We start from the raw sequence: 17,309 nt of genomic DNA on the forward strand, positions 1-17,309 counted from the left end.
AAGCAGTAAAAAGCAGTCAGAAAATAAATATAAGCGAGACGTTACAAACAGAGTCATTGTGACAAAATGACCAAAACAACAAATGCCCCACTCATCCAGTATGTGTGGGGCTTTTTTCATTCTCTATTAATGACCTATGCTTCGTGCATTCGGTATAATATGAAACCAATAATTATCTGGCACAGGGCTATCCCATACCCCAAAGAAAGCAGCAATACCAATCATGATAAATAAGATTGCCAAGGTCAAAGCCGCCATGACAATCCCCGATAACGGAAATTGGCGTTTTTGCGTGGGTATTTGCAGCGAAAAATCCAGCGTAGACGCAACAGGGCAAGACTCCACACAGGTCATACACCCCGTGCACTCTACCGTTCTTACCTTGATAAGCTTATCCACCGGAATGCGCGATGGGCAGTTTTTCGCACATTTTCCACAATCAATGCAACTTTCTACATTACGGCGAATTTTAACGGGTGAAAGTAGTGAAAATAGCCCCAACAGCGCGCCATAAGGGCAGAGATAACGGCACCAAGCATTACGAATAAATAAGCTTAGCACCACCAAAACTACCACGCTAATCAATGCAAAGTCGCTAATATGGCGAAAAAAATCCAACATTTTGACGTCAATAATGATCCCATAAGGCGACATCATAAAGTATTGGATCATCTGTGCTGACATAGAAAATGCAATATAAAGAAAAAAGCTTAACAGCACATACTTTAGGCCTCGTAGGGGAATATCGAGCCATTTAGGGAGATTGATTTGATAACGAAACAGCTTCTGTCCTAATTTCCCTGTATATTCCGATATCGTTCCTATTGGGCACATCCATGAACAAAAGGATTTTTTCAACAGTAAACTAATAAGAATAAACGCCACTAACAGAAACATCGACGCCCCATGAATCGACGGAAAGCTTCCTGTTTCTAATGTGTATTTGACATTCATTAACCCTGCGATAGGCAGCCAGCCTTCAATCCCTCCCGGGCGTGGCAGATACAGCGTTTCGCCCCCAGTTTCAAAATAACGTACCCAGTAATAGAAGGTAATACCGATATAAAGGTTTATCGCCAACAGGATAATTTGGACTATTTTTCGCCACATCGAGGCATTTCGCCAGTCATTCCAAGGGAGCTTACCGCCCACTGTACCGGGACGTCGCATGTAGCGAATATGAGGTTTCTTTGCCATCTAGCCTATCTCTTTAACATGCATTTTAAATACCATTATTGTATTTACATATTTAAAGAGCGTATTGATTTGCATCAGGGGCTGATGACGTTAATAGTTTGACTCAACAAAATAATGAAGGCAGACCAAAAAAGAAAAAGAAAAAGAAAAATATTACAGTTTTTTCTAAATAATTCGAGTTGTGCCAAGGCGGCAAAATGAGGAAATCCCTAGGAGCATACACCAGTATGTGACTAGGGTTAACGAATGAAGCTAACACAGGCACAGCTTGAAGTATGAAGAAAAAAGGAGCATACACCAGTATGTGACTAGGGTTGACGAATGAAGCCAACACAGGCACAGCTTGAAGTATGAAGAAAAAAAGGAGCATACACCAGTATGTGACTAGCGTTGCTGAATGAAGCTAACGCCGTAACAGCACTAAATATGACGAAAAATTCAAAACGCACTTTTCTTTTAAGCTCGGATTTTTTCTAAATAGTTAGTGCTGTAACAAGGCAGCAAAATGAAGACATCACGGGGAGCATACAAAAGTATGTGACCCGTGTGGCTGAATGAAGCTAACGCTGTGACAGCGCTAAATATGACGAAAAAAGAAGTATGACGAAAAAATGGGAGTTGGCCGATAAGCCGGGTTCTGTCGTGGACAACCATTCATCTAGGCCAGCACTTGCGCACTGGCTCCAGCAACCTACCCGAGTTCAATGCGGGCCGCACCATATGAACCCCTATTTGGTCTTGCTCCGGGTGGAGTTTACCGTGCCACGAACTGTTGCCAGTCGCGCGGTGCGCTCTTACCGCACCCTTTCACCCTTACCTGATCCTGTAAACAGGCCATCGGCGGTTTGCTCTCTGTTGCACTAGTCGTAGGCTTGCGCCTCCCAGACGTTATCTGGCACCCTGCCCTATGGAGCCCGGACTTTCCTCCCCTCTACCCGTCTCCCGAAGGGACTACGATAAAGCAGCGGTTGTCTGGCCAACTCCGCGGCGAATTATAGGCACTTTGCTACGGCTTGTACAGACTTTCAGGCAGGCAATTGACGACTTAAGCCCTTGATAGCGCTATTTGCTTAAAAATCATTCATCACCTTGATTATCTAACATCAATTTATACAGCATATTTTTCTTTAAGCCGTAAATTTCTGCGGTGATCGCCGCGGCTTTTTTCGGTGGCAGCTCTTTTTGCAGCAAATTAAGTGTGCGGATAGCATCTGGTGAAATCGCTGAATCATCTTCAGGCTTCTTATAACCCTCAACAATTAATACCATTTCCCCGCGATGACGGTTTTCATCTTCTTTCACCCAAGCCAATAACTCACCCACAGGGCGCCCTTCAATAGACTCCCATGTTTTGGTGATTTCACGGGCTAAAACAACATGGCGATCTGGCCCCCAGACTTCCACCATATCTGCTAAACTGTCTAGTAGACGGTGGGTTGATTCATAAAAAATCAGCGTGCGTGGTTCTTGTTCAAGTGATTGCAAGACATCTTTCCGACCTTTTGTTTTTGCAGGCAAAAAGCCTTCATAACAAAAACGGTCTGATGGTAAACCCGCGGCTGATAGTGCAGTAATTGCCGCGCAAGCTCCGGGTAAAGGTACGACTCGAATACCAGCTTCACGGCAACGATTGACCAAATGATAACCCGGATCATTAATTAAAGGTGTACCTGCATCTGAGACTAATGCGATACTATCACCTTGATGAAGTCTGCTAATTAATTGATCTGCCTTTTGCTGTTCATTATGATCATGCAGAGCAAACAGTCGTGCATTTATCGCGAAATTTTGCAATAAAATGCCTGAGTGCCGAGTGTCCTCTGCCGCAATTAGGTCAACATGTTTAAGAACATCCAACGCGCGCTGCGTGATGTCGCCCATATTCCCAATCGGTGTTGGGACGATATACAGCGTGGATGCCATAACCACAGCTTGATTAGGTTGGTTCATTGTTTCATCCGAATAGCCGGTTTAAAATTAAGCAATTGAAAAATACACCATTGGATACAGTATGCGTCCTTCAATTTTTTTGCATTTGAAAAAAGGGTTAATCTGCACAGCAATGCTGTCCACATTTGCACTCTCTGGGTGCCAAATTGTCTCAGATTATTTCCCTTCCACCCAAAAAACACCTGAGCAAAGTACGTCCGATGCCAACAGCTACCAAGCTATCATTGATGCGGCTCAAGGCAAACCTTCTCTGGAAGCACTTCGTGCTTACATTAACCAAGAACCATTATTAACGACAGCAGCTGAGCGCCAAGCTAACATCGATGGATTATGGAAGATGTTAACACAATTGATGCCAGATCAGATTCACGGAATTGGCGCAGAGGAAAATAATCTTCAAGGCTGGGTTGATCTTCTCGATATTTATCAAAATAACCAAGATGACCCTGATGCCCTTCGTGCTGGCTTTAATGACTGGAAAATGCGTTACTCAAGCAACCCAGGGGCGACTTTAGCTCCGACTCAGCTTATCCAAGCGATGCTACCTCGCGTTGGTGGCAGCCCGAAAATTGCCTTATTCCTGCCAATGAGTGGTCAAGGCAAAGTGTTTGGTCAAGCCATCATGCAAGGGTTTATGGATGCACAAAAAGGTATCCCCCAAGGTGCAGCGACACCAGCAAGAACAGCGCCACAACCAAGTAGTGGCAACGATGTCCTAGACCAAATTTACGCAGAAGTTGCGAATACGGCTGGTGGCACATCGACTGATACAGATATCGTCACATCCAGCCTACGCATTGATGCTACCCCTGTTAACACCCAAACCATCAAAGTGTTTGATACAACAGGCAAACAAATGCCTCAATTACTCGAACAAGCGAAGAACGAAGGTTTCAACCTTGTTGTCGGCCCATTATTGAAAAACGACGTGCAAACTATTGCACAAATGGGTGCTCCCGTTAGCGTATTGGCATTGAACGAATTAGATACCAATCAATTGCAACCACGTCCAAATCTTTGCTACTTCTCGCTTTCCCCTGAAGATGAAGCGCAAAATGCGGCGGCGTATATGAAAGCACAAGGCAAACAAATGCCATTGGTTTTAGTGCCTGCTAATGCGTTTGGGGATAGGGTAGCCAAAGCCTTCGCTCAAGGGTGGCAGTCAAAAGGTGGAGGAGCCGTATTAATGCAAACCTTCGGTTCAGTACCTTCTTTAAAAGAATCCATTAATCGTGGTGCTGGGATCCGCATGGCGGGAACCCCCGTTAATACAGGCAACCAGTTAGACGGTGCGAATGGCGCAATTGATTCTGTTTATATCGTTGCAACACGCGATGAACTCACGCTGATTAAACCAATGATAGAAATGGCAATCAGCTCTCGTTCTCGCCCTGCACTATACACGAGCTCTCGCAGCAACCAAGCAGGTTCAGGCGCAGACTACCGTTTTGAAATGGATGGCGTAAAATTCAGTGAGATCCCGCTGCTTGCAGGTGCAAATAATAACCTACGTAAGCAAGCGCAACAAAAACTGAGCAATGATTATTCATTATTCCGTTTATATGCGATGGGGATTGATGCATGGTCATTAGCGAATAATTACGACAAACTGCAACAAGCAGGGCAAGTGAGGATCAACGGCGCCTCGGGAACATTGAGTACACAGGCTAACTGCGTGGTATTTCGTGAATTGCCATGGCTACAGTTTAAACAAGGGCAAGTTGTCCCTGCTCAGTAAAATTAAAGATAAGCCATCAGGATGATGGCTTTTTCAGACAAGGACGTCATGAAAGCAATTCAAAAACCCTTAAGATGGCTAACAGGCCGATATTACGAAAATCAGGCTCTCTCCTTCCTGAAAAAACAGGGGCTAACTTTTATTGAACGCAATGCCAGAAATCGAGGTGGGGAAATTGACCTCATTATGCGTGATAAAACAGGTTGGGTATTTGTTGAAGTGCGATTTCGCAAAAATTGTGATTACGGTGATGCACTTTTATCAGTAAACTGGCATAAACGTAGAAAATTATTAGCCGCAGCCAAGGTTTGGCTCGCACAACGGCAAGAGAGTTTCGAAACCAGTGCCTGTCGATTTGATATTTGTGCCATTACGGGCAATCAATTCGAATGGATACAAAACGCCTTTAATGAAGAGAGTTAATATTCGTCAGCGAGCTATTGTATCCTTTACCAATAGCGATTGCAGTCAACACCGCGACAGTACGGACATGACGGGTTTACCCTAAATAATTCGTGCTGTCGCAAGGCGACAAATGAGCTAATCCTATGAGCATACAAAAAAAAGTATGTGATTAGGATGAGCGTTGCAGTCAACACAGCGACAGTGCGAAGAATGACGGGTAAATTTTTACAGGAAAAAACCAGTGCTAGATAGAATAAAAGTCTGCTTCACCGAAAGCATTCAAACTCAAATTGCAGCCGCCGAGGCGCTGCCCGATGCGATTTCAAGAGCCGCAATGATGATGGTTCAGTCTTTACTTAATGGCAACAAAATTTTATGTTGTGGTAATGGTGCATCAGCGGCTACTGCACAACGTTTTGCTGCTAGCATGATCCATCGGTTTGAAACCGAACGCCCCAGCCTTCCTGCTCTTGCGCTCAATACGGATAATGCCGTGCTTACTGCTATTTCTGGAAGTAAACAGCCTTCTGAAATTTACGCGAAGCAAGTTAGAGCACTAGGGCAACATGGTGATGTTTTAATGGCTATTTCTACCCATGGTAATAGTAGCGATATTATTAAAGCGGTTGAAGCAGCTGTCACTCGAGATATGACCATTGTCGCCCTTACTGGCTACGATGGTGGAGAGCTTGCGGGGCTACTTGGCCCACAAGATGTTGAAATTCGTATTCCTTCTCAGCGCAGTGTTCGAATTCAAGAAGTTCATCTTCTTACTGTAAATTGTCTATGTGATCTTATAGATAATACTCTTTTCCCCCATCAGGATGATTAAGGAGACAAAATGCGATTAATACCCATTTTTGCCATAGTAATCAGTACGATCCTTTTACAAGGCTGTATTGGTGCCGCTGTTGTTGGTTCCGCAGCGGTTGCCACTAAGAGTGCTTCTGACCCACGAACTGTTGGTCAACAGGTTGATGATGGCACACTCGAAGCTCGTGTCAGTGGGCAGCTTAATAAAGACAAAGAAATCACAGGTAAGGCTCGTATTATTGCCACTGCTTATAAAGGTAATGTGCTATTAACTGGACAGAGCCCTGATATGTCATGGGCTGAACGTGCTAAGCAAATTGCCTCTAATGTTGATGGCACTGTATCAGTTTATAATGAGGTACGTAGCGGTGAGCCTGTCGATTTAGGCACTGCCTCAAAAGATACGTGGCTAACAACTAAAGTAAAATCCAAAATTTTGGCCAGTGACAGTGTCAAATCAGGCAGTGTAAAAGTCATCACTGAAAATGGAGAGGTTTTTTTACTTGGCGTATTAACAAGACAAGAAGGTGATGCTGCGGCTAAAATCGCCAGCGAGACAGATGGCGTCCGTCGAGTAACGACTGCTTTCACTTATCTTAATTAATCATAAACAATAATATATCCGAATAAGAATAAGAGCCATCAGTGAAAAACTATGGCTTTTTTCTTATTCAGACAAAACATCGTTTACTTTCAGAAAATTCTTACCACCCAAAAGGTGCATCTGGTTCAGTATCCACGCCTGCCGCTTCAAGACATAAGAAGATGGTGTTTTTACACTATAGCGATGTGGATTTGGAAGAACTGCCGCTAAAAGTGCAGCTTCACTCATCGAAAGCTTACTAGCAGGTTTATTGAAGAATTTATTTGAAGCTTCTTCAACACCAAAAACCCCCTCACCAAACTCCGCAATATTTAGATAAACAGTCAATATCCTCTGTTTAGACCACATAAGTTCCATTACTGGTGTTATTAATGTCTCTAAGCCTTTTCTAATCCAGCTTCTTCCATCCCATAACCATAAGTTTTTAACGGTCTGCTGAGAGATTGTTGAAGCCCCTCTAATTGATTGTTTATTGTTCGCATTATGCTTGTAAGCGCGTTCAATTGCATCAAGATCAAAACCCCAATGATGTGGAAAATTTTGATCTTCTGATGCGATAACCGCTAAATAAATATACGGAGAGATCTGATTTTCATTTGCCCAAGTAGAGTTTGAAACATAAGAAAAGTTTAAGCTTAACCACGCACTTATTTGCCGTTCGGCCATGACCGCAGAGAATGGCACGGGTACATATTTAAAAATGATGACAGTACAAAACCACACCACAAGTAATGAAAATGTGATCTTCTTTAACCCATGCCACAACCTAGAAACAATAGTTAGCATTCAAATAATCACGCCATTTCCAATACTTTCTCAACAAGCTTATTAATCCCTATATTTGCTTCAGAAATTGATTGTGCCAGCATATAAGCAGGGGTTGTGACAACTCGGTTAACTTCATCAACAACAATGTCATCAACAGGACATTTGATGTGTTTTCCCCCCATACTTTCTATTTGGGCAATCGTTTCACTATCATCACCAATAGTTAATTCTACTGATGTATTTAACATTTTTGGCAGCATTACAGGTGCAATACACATCAGTCCTAGCGGCTTTTTCTGTTGGTGCATTTGGCGAACTAAACTTAATAGTTCTTTATTAATTTCACAGTCACTGCCTTTGACAGCAAAATTACATAAATTTTTTGCAGCGCCAAAACCACCAGGAATGATGAGCGCATCAAGCTTAGAGGCATCAGCAGAGGATAAAGGGGATATTTTTCCACGTGTAATACGCGCAGACTCTTCTAATTGATTGCGTTTTTCTGTTTTTTCATTTCCATTTACATGATTTATAACAGTAGGTTGCAATTCATCAGGTGCAAAAAAATGAACCTCAGCATTATTTTGATTCAAAGCTAACATAGTCAATACTGACTCATGAACCTCGCTTCCATCAAATACACCACAGCCACTTAAAATAACCGCAATTGATTTCATATCTTGCTCCATTTGTAGTAAATTATCTCTCAAGCGATAAAGCAGGCAAACATCAATCTTCATCACAGATTTTAATGAATCTTGTAACAGATTCGCTAAATTTTGGTATCTTGATGTTATTGTTTACCGCGATCTACCTAATTTAATGATTTGCCTAGAATGAAAACCACATGCAAATCAACGATTTCCCTGGTGTTGGCGCAGTATTCGCGCACCCCAACTTCGGTTGGGGTTATTTTTTTGTGCGCTCATTAACCCAGTTTCTTAAAGTTTCTATATCGCCTTTCCAATCCTGTTTTAGTTCATCCACCCACTCTTGGACATTATCCCACCAAGCAGGTAAATCAGGGGATTGGATTTGCTGAGCAATTTTCTGTAAGTTCCTTAAGCCAACAGAACCCGCTGCGCCTTTAATCTTATGAGCCTCTTCTACGATGCCCTTTTGATCCTTTGCAACCATATTTGAGTCGAGAATAGCTAAGTAACCTGGTAGCATTTTTTCAAATACTTCTAACCCGTCATAAATTAATTTAGGGCCAACCAATTCAATATATTGCTCCAACATTTCACAATCTAATCTTGACTCATCGACTGGTGACTCCTGAGATTCACGTTGAGCTCCTTCAGAATATGAAGCCTGTTCACCCCAGAATTGCTCAATAATTTGGGTCAGTGCCGGCACAGATAATGGTTTACTTAAAACACCATCCATCCCCGCATCAAAGTATTCTTTTTTATCTTTAAGCACATTTGCTGTCAGTGCGATAAGTGGTGGTAAGTCCTCTTTACCATATTGCTGTTTCAGTTGCCTTGAAATATCCAGCCCTGTCATATCTGGTAACTGAATATCTAATAGAACTAAATCATATTCACCAGGTGAGAACATGGATAATGCCTCTTTACCTGTCATTGCGACATCAACCGTATTCCCCAAGTTTTCTAATACAGAGCGCGCCACAACGACGTTTAGCTCGATATCTTCCACTAAAAGAATATGTAACGCGGGTAGCGGGTAGTCATCTTCACTTTCTTCAAATTCAATGACATCTTCTTCAACGACTGGAGCGATAATTGACAAGGTAAATGTTGAACCTTCACCAATTTGGCTTTCAACTTGAATATCACCCCCCATATTTTGTGCTAGTCGTCGGGATACAGAAAGTCCAATCCCCGTTCCTGTTGCAGGTTTACCACCAGCAGAATCTGTTACTTGGTAGTACATCGCAAAAATTTTATCTAGCTCATCTTGAGGGATCCCAATTCCACTATCTTGGACTCTAAAAAACAATTTATTTTCAGATTCTTGCCAGATACTTAGTTTCACTTCACCTTTTTGGGTGAATTTGACCGCATTACCAATTAAATTCCACAATATTTGACGTAGACGCGTTCCATCCGTAAGCACTTTTTTAGGCAACGCAGGGGCAACATCCATGACAAATTTTAAGCCTTTAGGCTGGACTAATAAGCCACTTAAATTTTCAAGATCATTCACAAACTCAGATAATGCGATTGGCTGGTTATCCAACTGAACTTTACGGCGTTCAATTTTATCCATCTCAATGACATCATTAAAAATATTTCCTAAAGTCACAGCACTGACATGAATTGTTTTTAAATAGCTAGATTGTTCCGAAGTGAGATCGGTGTCTAATAGAATTCGGCTTAAACCTACAATGCCGTTAAGGGGAGTACGAAGCTCATGGCTGATCGTTGAAATAAATGTGGTCTTCTCCCTGCTTGCGTTCTCTAACGCTTCCTGGTAGCGCTTACGCTCGGTTATATCACGCCCAAAGCCCATAAGGCCGTGTCTTTTACCCACGCGATCATAAAATGGCACTTTTCGTAGTTCAAAACAGGCTTTTCGCCCATCGGGATAAACCAGCCATTGTTCGTAAGTCAGTGAAACATTGTGGCGGAATACTTTTTCATCGGTTTCCATCACTTTGGAGGCAATTTCCACATCATAAATATCTAGCGGAGTCAGCCCAACTAAGTGTTTTTCACTTTTCCCCGTTAGCAGTTCCATTGCCCTATTACAGCCCGAAAATTCGTTATTTTCATTGCGGTAATAAACCAAGTCAGGGGAGGCATCAAGGAATGAGCGTAACAACACAGATTGTTGCTCAAGTTCAATTTGAGTGAGTTCACGGTATTTCATTTCTTGCTTGAGTTGCTCAAGTAGCTCTAAATGTGCGCGTTCCGCTTTTTCACGTTCAAGTATTTCAAGGTTGAGTTGCTCTATATTCCCTTGTAACTGCGTATTTAATTCAGCATCACGCTTACGCATGACCTCGAGTTTATCGACCATACGTGATAATCGTTGTCGCGACTCTTCAAGTTGTTCGACCACAACGGAAAGAAAATAGACCGCAAGCGGGGTGATAATAAGCCCAAAGAAAATAGAACCTACCATATCCAAGCTATCGACGTGCCCACGCAAGAATATTGTGACTGCCATTTGCATGATCATGGCCAAGACAACAAGTGCAGAAGCCAGTAACAGCGAAAACCGTACCAACCCGAGTTTCATCATCAAATCGACATAGTATTGCGCAAGGCCGCGAAGTACTTTCATAACCACCCCTTAGTAAAATTCTCTTTGAATCATATATCAAACAGGGCAGATTCGGATGTTTATTAATGCAAAATGTCGATCCTGCTCATTCAATAGCCATTTTTTATCATTAATGATAAATAACAATCAGGTATTTTCTTTGTTTTAGCTCGGATAAAAATATGCCTTGGCTACTTTTTCGTCATAATTAATTGAAAAACAAATCAATAATGTGACTTATACTTATTTAGCAGTGCTAAACTTCAAGTTTGAAAGATCGCTATACGCCCCAAATTCAGACTAAGTTCAGTAAGGAATACCATGAACTCAAAAATTATTGGTCTCCCGCGAAATGAACCACAAAAAAAAGCGGAAGGGATTCGAAAAATAAATTTCGTTGAAATTTATGAGCCCGATGATGCCAAACAAATTCAGCAACAAGCGAGTCGTTGCCTTTCCTGTGGAAGCCCATTTTGTGAATGGAAATGCCCTTTGCATAATGCCATCCCTAAATGGCTAAAATTAGCAGAGGAAGGACGTATTATAGAAGCGGCTGAATTATCGCATCATACCAATAGCTTGCCAGAAATTTGCGGTCGAATTTGTCCTCAAGATAAACTGTGTGAAATGGCTTGTGTCCTGAACGACACCTTCGGCGCTGTCACCATCGGTCACATAGAACGTTATATCAATGACACAGCTTTTTCGCTTGGATGGCGCCCTGATCTCTCTCGCGTCTCACCAGTCGATCGCCATGTTGCAATTGTTGGGGCAGGTCCTGCGGGGCTTGCTTGCGCTGATGTTTTAGCCCGCAATGGCGTGCAAGTTACTGTCTTTGATAAACACCCAGAAATCGGCGGTTTATTAACCTTCGGAATACCTGCATTTAAATTAGAAAAGCAGGTCATGGTACAACGGCGCGAAATCTTTACCGAAATGGGGATTCAATTTCAACTTAACATCGATATTGGTCAGGATATACACCTAAATACGCTTGAGACGGATTATGACGCGATTTTCCTCGCTACAGGTGCTTACAGTGCAATTAAAGGTGAACTGCGCAGAAATGGCGCTCATGGCTGTTATGATGCCCTTCCTTATTTAATCGCAAATACACGCCATTTACTGCAACTTCCCCAATCACTAGTTGAACCTTATATCAATTTACGCGGAAAAAATGTGGTGGTGTTAGGTGGTGGCGATACCGCGATGGATTGCGTACGTAGCGCTATTCGGCAAGGGGCGGCCCATGTCAGCTGTGTTTATCGACGTGACAAGCAAAGTATGCCTGCTTCATTAAAAGAGATAAATCATGCAATTGAAGAAGGGGCAGAATTTCATTTTAATTTACAAGCCACTGAGATCCTGTTGGATGCCTGTCAACAAGCCAACGGAATTTCTGTCGTTCGCACGCAAAATGGCGAATTCAAAGAGGGTCGCTACGCTGTAGAAACTATCAAAAATTCAGATTTTACGATTAAAGCAGATGCCGTCATTGTTGCTTTTGGTTTTCGCCCACACAAACAACCTTGGATAGAAGACAGCTCGGTACAACTTGACTCTCAGGGGCATATTTGTGCAAGTCGCAACAGCTCGTTTCCTTTCCAAACCTCCTATAAAAAAATATTTGCAGGGGGTGATGCTGTCCGAGGTTCAGATCTTGTCGTCAATGCGATTGCCGATGGACGCAGTGCCGCTGAGGGTATTTTGCTTTTTTTAGCGGTTTAGTGAATTGTAAAAAATAGACATAAAAAAACAGAGGGGAACCCCTCTGTTCATTAATCTAAATAAAATGAATTGTTACTTAACGACTCTTAACGCAGGTCTGCCTTTCGGCGGTCTTGGTGGCTCGTCATCTGAAGGTTCATCGTTGTTGTTCTCAACTGACTCACTTTCTTGAACCAATGAGATGTTCTCTTCATGTAGCTCATCGACTTCAGCAAAATCAGATGACAACTCTGCATCATATGCAGCTTCAGGTTCGAACATCATCCCTGCACCGTTTTCACGTGCATACACCGCCATAATTGCAGCCATTGGGACATACACTTGACGTGGAACCCCACCAAAACGCGCATTGAAACGCACTTCTTCGTTTGTAATTTCGAAATTACCCACGGCGCGAGGCGCAACATTCAATACAATTTGCCCATCCCGAGCAAACTCCATTGGAACATTCACGGCAGGAATGGTGACATCAACCACCAAATGCGGGGTCATATCGTTATCGAGCAACCATTCATAATGAGCACGTAACAGATAAGGGCGGCGTGGAGACATTGCTGCCATTTCCATCATAGCTTAGCCTCTTGCTGACAAACGCATTTCGCGTTCTAATTCAGTCAACGATGCTAAGAATGCATCACGCTCAAACACGCGTTGCATGTACATTTGCAAATGTTTGCTGTTATTCAGTTTTAATTCAATACCAAGGACAGGTAAACGCCATAACAGTGGGGCTAAATAGCAATCCACTAAGCTAAACTCGTCACTCATAAAGAATGGCATTTCAGCAAATACAGGAGAAACGGCAATTAGTTCTTCCGCTAATTGGCGACGAGCACTATCTGCTTCTTGTGCGTTGCCTTTCTCAACTTTATGCATTAATGAGTACCAGTCTTTTTCAATTCGGTGCATTAATTGACGGCTAGTTCCGCGCGCAACTGGGTACACTGGCATTAATGGTGGATGAGGAAAACGCTCATCAAGGTATTCCATGATAATCAGTGGATCATATAACGTCAGTTCACGGTCAACCAGTGTCGGGACGCTTTGGTACGGGTTGAGATCAATGAGATCTTGAGGTGGATGACCGGGTTCAACATGTTCAATTTCGACGCTAACCCCTTTTTCTGCCAGTACGATACGTACCTGATGGCTAAAAATGTCAGTTGGGCCTGAGAACAATGTCATTACCGAACGTTTGTTAGGAGCGACAGCCATTAAAACCTCCAAATTACAAAAATGGACGAAATGTAATTAATTTTTTAATTACCCATTACCCATTTTAAAATCCCCTGTGTTCCGCTTTTATTTATCCATACTAAAAGCCAACACAACCCTCCCGCACAGAAAGGCGAGAAATGATGAAATAAAAAAACAGGCGCATATTCTAACAGATTTTGTACAGCTTAGGGGGGTGCAGTAGGGAAAATCATAGATTTATTTTCTTAATAGCCAATAAGCAAAGAAGAAACAGGGGAATACGTCGATTAAATCAAAATTAACAGGCAATAAACCTTGGAGTTAACTTCATGGCTATTACATTAATATGCTTAAAAAATGTCATTTATATTCGCATGAGTTGATAATTTTAAATTCTAGACTAATTAATTATCTTTTTCTGCTTATTATATTTACTTCTTTTTTATATTATCTTTTTTTGCCTGCTTACAGATTTTTAGGCAATAAAAAACCCGCCATAAAGACGGGTTTTTTCATCAATTTTATGCCTAAAAGGCAATAAATTAACGTTTGGAGAACTGTGGACGACGACGTGCTTTACGCAGACCCACTTTCTTACGTTCAACAGAACGCGCATCACGGGTAACGAAACCAGCTTTACGCAGATCAGAACGAAGAGTCTCATCATAAGCCATCAGTGCACGAGTAATACCGTGACGGATTGCGCCTGCTTGACCTGAAATACCACCACCTTTAACAGTGATGTACAGATCCAGTTTTTCCAACATTTCAACCAATTCTAACGGCTGACGAACGACCATGCGCGCAGTTTCGCGACCAAAGTACTGTTCCAGCGTACGCTGATTGATTGTGATGTTACCGCTACCCGGCTTAATAAAGACACGAGCAGATGAGCTTTTGCGGCGACCAGTGCCGTAGTATTGATTTTCAGCCATTGCTATAATCCCGATTAAATGTCAAGAACTTGCGGTTGTTGAGCCGCGTGGTTGTGCTCATTACCTGCGTAAACTTTCAGTTTACGGTACATTGCACGACCCAGAGGTCCTTTTGGCAACATGCCTTTAACCGCGATTTCAAGCACACGCTCAGGACTGCGAGCAATCATTTCTTCGAAAGTTGCTTGCTTGATTCCACCTACATGGCCAGTGTGGCGATAGTAGATTTTGTCTTCGCGTTTTTTGCCGGTAACAGCAATTTTTTCTGCATTCAGAACGATGATGTAATCACCAGTATCCACGTGCGGAGTGTATTCCGCTTTATGCTTACCGCGCAGACGGCTAGCAATTTCTGTTGCAAGACGGCCTAAAGTTTTGCCATCTGCATCAACAACGTACCAGTCGCGTTTTACGGTCTCTGGTTTAGCTGTAAAAGTTTTCATTAAAACTTACCCAATATTGAAGTTACACGTTGGTGAACACTCATGTTCATAAGCTTTCTGAGGTTCACACGACTCTTTGTCCAGTAAACCTACCCCTTCGAGCAGCCTAACTGGCATTATGCGTTATTTTTTGGGAAATAAAAAATAGCGCTGTAACGTGGGGTCGCAAGATTATAGAGAAGTCGGAAACAAAAATCGACCCCAAATGCATTTTTTTTACGTTTGTGTGAATATCCAACGCCATTTGTACTTAATTTGAACGTTTTGGCTTATTTCAGCGCTAAAACTCACATGCGCTCGAAAAACTTAAGCCAAATGCGGGATTTTTAAATACTCTTCGCTTTGCATTTCTTGTAAGCGTGATAAGCAACGTTGGTATTCAAAAGCTAAAAGCTGCCCCTGATAAAGGGATTCCATCGGGACTTCCGCATTAATCACGAGTTTCACTTTACGCTCGTAAAACTCATCCACCAGCGCAAGAAAACGCCGTGCAGGGTTTTCGTCTTTTGTCCCCATCACAGGTACATCGTACAATAAAACTGTGTGATAACAGTTTGATAAATAAATATAGTCATTTTGACTTCGCGGCTCTTCACACAGCACTTTAAACTCAACGGCTAAAACACCTTCAGACGAACGAAGTACCTGCATTTTCCGGTGATTGACTTCTAAAACTGGGTTTATCGCCCCCTGTTTCCCCGCCAATTTGACAAAAACATCATCCAAGTGCTGGCGATTTTGTGCATTTATCGGAGATAAAAAGAGGTGGGCTTGCGTCAATGTGCGCAAGCGATAATCAATCCCTGCATCAACATTCATAACATCGCAATATTTTTTGATTTGCTCAATGGCTGGCAAAAAGCGCGCGCGCTGTAACCCATTACGATATAAGTTATCGGGGATAATATTGGACGTGGCGACCAGTGTGATCCCGCGAGCAAACAAGCCTTCCAGCAAGGTACCTAAAATCATTGCATCCGTAATATCAGAGACAAAAAACTCATCGAAACACAATACATCCGTTTGTTTTTTAAACTCATCAGCAATGATATCCAGCGGATTTTCTTGCCCCTGTAATGCCATCAAATCTTCCTGCACTTTCTTCATAAAACGATGAAAATGCAGCCGCAGTTTACGATCACCCGGCAAACTCTCATAAAACATGTCCATTAGCCATGTTTTCCCGCGCCCCACGCCGCCCCACATATATAAGCCTTGGACAGGCTCTATTGATTTATTGGACGCGTTTTTTCCTAATAAACGGCTAAAAAAACCGCTTGGTTTTTCATTCGGTGTGACTAATGTGGAATTAGTAAGCTGATGATAAATTTTATCTAAACGTTCTACGGCAAGCTTCTGTACGTCATCAGGCTGATAATTGCCATCCGCGAGCGCTTGTTGATAACGCATTGTAGGGGTCATCGGTGACATTAACTGAGTAATCCTTAAAAAATTTTCGGTTTTTTTACCGTTATTTGATATACACTGCCTTTATTATAACCAGATTCAGTTATCATTTAACTTTCGGTTAACGAATCATCATAGAGTAAGGAAATTCACCTTAAGATTCCACTCTTAAAGTTGTTAACTGTTTATAATAACTCGATTCAAGCGTTGTGGGTTTTCTCATCACTTAACCGCTAAATTACAATATGTTGAGATGCTTTACTTGACGCCTACATGCAACTTGAATTATTTAAGGTATAGTAACGGTAACGACGCTTAATTTCTGCGAACATTGAAGTAATGAAGGAGTCAGCATGACCTGGGAGTATGCATTAATCGGATTGATTGTCGGTTTTATCATCGGTGCATTAGTTGTCCGCTATGGTAATCCAAAACTTCGCCAACAAAAAACAGCGCAAGCTGAGCTAGACAAAAAAAGTACTGAGCTAGAAGAGTACCGTAAAGAATTAGTCAGCCACTTTGCTCGTAGCGCAGAATTATTGGATAAAATGGCGCGTGACTACCGTCAGCTTTATCAACATATGGCACAAAGTTCATCTGAATTAATGCCAGATATGCCAGCACAAGATAACCCATTTAACTATCGCTTGACCGAATCCGAAGCGGATAACGATCAAGCGCCAGTGAAAATGCCACCAAGAGATTACTCTGACGGTGCATCGGGCTTATTCCGCCCGATTGAAGAGAAAGAAAAATAGTTTCTGATTGTATATCACCAGTAAGTCCCGCTTACTGGTGATTTCTTATTGTATTCGCTTTAATCCCCAACTCTATTCGCATCATCTACTGCAAAGTATTCATTTAATAATCCTGAACAACATTTCCATCTA

At 42.3% G+C, this 17,309-nt stretch carries 16 protein-coding genes and 1 other RNA gene; 6 read left to right on the forward strand and 11 right to left on the reverse strand.

The window, feature by feature from the left end:
• Window positions 1-126: 126 nt before the first annotated feature.
• The 3 genes from AC4IFO_RS08295 to rsmI all read right to left on the reverse strand — a co-directional run bounded on the left by AC4IFO_RS08295 (window position 127) and on the right by rsmI (window position 3,147).
• Window positions 127-1,197, reverse strand: coding sequence for a 4Fe-4S binding protein (locus AC4IFO_RS08295; protein WP_490733409.1), 1,071 nt, complete (start codon window positions 1,195-1,197; stop codon window positions 127-129).
• Window positions 1,198-1,807: 610 nt separating this feature from the next.
• Window positions 1,808-2,181, reverse strand: an RNA gene (gene rnpB / locus AC4IFO_RS08300) — RNase P RNA component class A.
• Window positions 2,182-2,274: 93 nt separating this feature from the next.
• On the reverse strand, window positions 2,275-3,147 hold the full coding sequence (rsmI, locus tag AC4IFO_RS08305) for a 16S rRNA (cytidine(1402)-2'-O)-methyltransferase (protein WP_490733411.1): 873 nt from the start codon (window positions 3,145-3,147) through the stop codon (window positions 2,275-2,277).
• Window positions 3,148-3,208: 61 nt separating this feature from the next.
• Between rsmI and AC4IFO_RS08310 the strand changes: the two genes are divergently transcribed.
• The 4 genes from AC4IFO_RS08310 (at window position 3,209) to dolP (ending at window position 6,707) form a co-directional block, all read left to right on the forward strand.
• Complete coding sequence (locus AC4IFO_RS08310) at window positions 3,209-4,885, forward strand: penicillin-binding protein activator (RefSeq protein WP_490733413.1); 1,677 nt, start codon at window positions 3,209-3,211, stop codon at window positions 4,883-4,885.
• Window positions 4,886-4,933: 48 nt separating this feature from the next.
• Window positions 4,934-5,308, forward strand: a complete 375-nt coding sequence (locus AC4IFO_RS08315; RefSeq protein WP_490733414.1) for a YraN family protein — start codon at window positions 4,934-4,936, stop codon at window positions 5,306-5,308.
• 223 nt (window positions 5,309-5,531) lie between these two features.
• Window positions 5,532-6,122, forward strand: coding sequence for a DnaA initiator-associating protein DiaA (gene diaA, locus AC4IFO_RS08320; RefSeq protein WP_004908326.1), 591 nt, complete (start codon window positions 5,532-5,534; stop codon window positions 6,120-6,122).
• Between the two features lie 9 nt (window positions 6,123-6,131).
• On the forward strand, window positions 6,132-6,707 hold the full coding sequence (gene dolP / locus AC4IFO_RS08325) for a division/outer membrane stress-associated lipid-binding lipoprotein (protein ID WP_047756668.1): 576 nt from the start codon (window positions 6,132-6,134) through the stop codon (window positions 6,705-6,707).
• A 63-nt stretch (window positions 6,708-6,770) separates the two neighbouring features.
• Here the strand turns inward: dolP and mtgA are convergent, their stop codons facing one another.
• From mtgA to arcB, 3 genes are all read right to left on the reverse strand, one after another.
• Window positions 6,771-7,493 carry a monofunctional biosynthetic peptidoglycan transglycosylase gene (mtgA, locus tag AC4IFO_RS08330; RefSeq protein ID WP_490733417.1) on the reverse strand — a complete coding sequence of 241 codons (723 nt, stop codon included), beginning with the start codon at window positions 7,491-7,493 and terminating at the stop codon, window positions 6,771-6,773.
• Between the two features lie 8 nt (window positions 7,494-7,501).
• The gene (gene elbB, locus AC4IFO_RS08335) at window positions 7,502-8,152 is read right to left on the reverse strand and encodes an isoprenoid biosynthesis glyoxalase ElbB (protein WP_490733419.1); all 651 of its coding nucleotides are present in this window, start codon (window positions 8,150-8,152) and stop codon (window positions 7,502-7,504) included.
• Window positions 8,153-8,384: 232 nt separating this feature from the next.
• Complete coding sequence (gene arcB / locus AC4IFO_RS08340) at window positions 8,385-10,730, reverse strand: aerobic respiration two-component sensor histidine kinase ArcB (protein ID WP_490733421.1); 2,346 nt, start codon at window positions 10,728-10,730, stop codon at window positions 8,385-8,387.
• A 300-nt stretch (window positions 10,731-11,030) separates the two neighbouring features.
• Between arcB and AC4IFO_RS08345 the strand changes: the two genes are divergently transcribed.
• Window positions 11,031-12,437, forward strand: coding sequence for an FAD-dependent oxidoreductase (locus AC4IFO_RS08345; protein ID WP_490733423.1), 1,407 nt, complete (start codon window positions 11,031-11,033; stop codon window positions 12,435-12,437).
• A gap of 72 nt (window positions 12,438-12,509) precedes the next feature.
• On the opposite strand, the gene sspB is transcribed toward AC4IFO_RS08345, so the two are convergent.
• From sspB to zapE, 5 genes are all read right to left on the reverse strand, one after another.
• Window positions 12,510-13,004, reverse strand: a complete 495-nt coding sequence (sspB, locus tag AC4IFO_RS08350) for a ClpXP protease specificity-enhancing factor (RefSeq protein ID WP_490733525.1) — start codon at window positions 13,002-13,004, stop codon at window positions 12,510-12,512.
• A 6-nt stretch (window positions 13,005-13,010) separates the two neighbouring features.
• Complete coding sequence (gene sspA, locus AC4IFO_RS08355; protein WP_490733425.1) at window positions 13,011-13,652, reverse strand: stringent starvation protein SspA; 642 nt, start codon at window positions 13,650-13,652, stop codon at window positions 13,011-13,013.
• 524 nt (window positions 13,653-14,176) lie between these two features.
• Window positions 14,177-14,569 carry a 30S ribosomal protein S9 gene (gene rpsI / locus AC4IFO_RS08360; protein WP_004258235.1) on the reverse strand — a complete coding sequence of 131 codons (393 nt, stop codon included), beginning with the start codon at window positions 14,567-14,569 and terminating at the stop codon, window positions 14,177-14,179.
• Window positions 14,570-14,583: 14 nt separating this feature from the next.
• Window positions 14,584-15,012: a 50S ribosomal protein L13 gene (gene rplM / locus AC4IFO_RS08365; protein ID WP_006814213.1), complete on the reverse strand. Its 429-nt coding sequence runs from the start codon at window positions 15,010-15,012 to the stop codon at window positions 14,584-14,586.
• A 306-nt stretch (window positions 15,013-15,318) separates the two neighbouring features.
• A complete protein-coding gene (zapE, locus tag AC4IFO_RS08370; RefSeq protein ID WP_490733428.1) occupies window positions 15,319-16,443 on the reverse strand; it encodes a cell division protein ZapE in 1,125 nt (374 codons plus the stop codon).
• A gap of 329 nt (window positions 16,444-16,772) precedes the next feature.
• Here zapE and zapG point away from each other — a divergent pair, with 329 nt between their 5' ends.
• Window positions 16,773-17,177: a Z-ring associated protein ZapG gene (gene zapG / locus AC4IFO_RS08375; protein WP_004908297.1), complete on the forward strand. Its 405-nt coding sequence runs from the start codon at window positions 16,773-16,775 to the stop codon at window positions 17,175-17,177.
• The last annotated feature ends 132 nt before the right edge of the window (window positions 17,178-17,309 follow it).

The sequence above is a fragment of the Providencia sp. UF-224 genome (assembly GCF_058245955.1).

Coding starts and splice junctions, on each gene's coding strand:
- AC4IFO_RS08295 (WP_490733409.1), bottom strand. CDS start 1,197: ATGGCAAAGAAACCTCATATTCGCTACATGCGACGTCCCGGTACAGTG.
- rsmI (WP_490733411.1), bottom strand. CDS start 3,147: ATGAACCAACCTAATCAAGCTGTGGTTATGGCATCCACGCTGTATATC.
- AC4IFO_RS08310 (WP_490733413.1), top strand. CDS start 3,209: ATGCGTCCTTCAATTTTTTTGCATTTGAAAAAAGGGTTAATCTGCACA.
- AC4IFO_RS08315 (WP_490733414.1), top strand. CDS start 4,934: ATGAAAGCAATTCAAAAACCCTTAAGATGGCTAACAGGCCGATATTAC.
- dolP (WP_047756668.1), top strand. CDS start 6,132: ATGCGATTAATACCCATTTTTGCCATAGTAATCAGTACGATCCTTTTA.
- mtgA (WP_490733417.1), bottom strand. CDS start 7,493: ATGCTAACTATTGTTTCTAGGTTGTGGCATGGGTTAAAGAAGATCACA.
- elbB (WP_490733419.1), bottom strand. CDS start 8,152: ATGAAATCAATTGCGGTTATTTTAAGTGGCTGTGGTGTATTTGATGGA.
- arcB (WP_490733421.1), bottom strand. CDS start 10,730: ATGAAAGTACTTCGCGGCCTTGCGCAATACTATGTCGATTTGATGATG.
- AC4IFO_RS08345 (WP_490733423.1), top strand. CDS start 11,031: ATGAACTCAAAAATTATTGGTCTCCCGCGAAATGAACCACAAAAAAAA.
- sspB (WP_490733525.1), bottom strand. CDS start 13,004: ATGGAAATGGCAGCAATGTCTCCACGCCGCCCTTATCTGTTACGTGCT.
- sspA (WP_490733425.1), bottom strand. CDS start 13,652: ATGGCTGTCGCTCCTAACAAACGTTCGGTAATGACATTGTTCTCAGGC.
- rpsI (WP_004258235.1), bottom strand. CDS start 14,569: ATGGCTGAAAATCAATACTACGGCACTGGTCGCCGCAAAAGCTCATCT.
- rplM (WP_006814213.1), bottom strand. CDS start 15,012: ATGAAAACTTTTACAGCTAAACCAGAGACCGTAAAACGCGACTGGTAC.
- zapE (WP_490733428.1), bottom strand. CDS start 16,443: ATGTCACCGATGACCCCTACAATGCGTTATCAACAAGCGCTCGCGGAT.
- zapG (WP_004908297.1), top strand. CDS start 16,773: ATGACCTGGGAGTATGCATTAATCGGATTGATTGTCGGTTTTATCATC.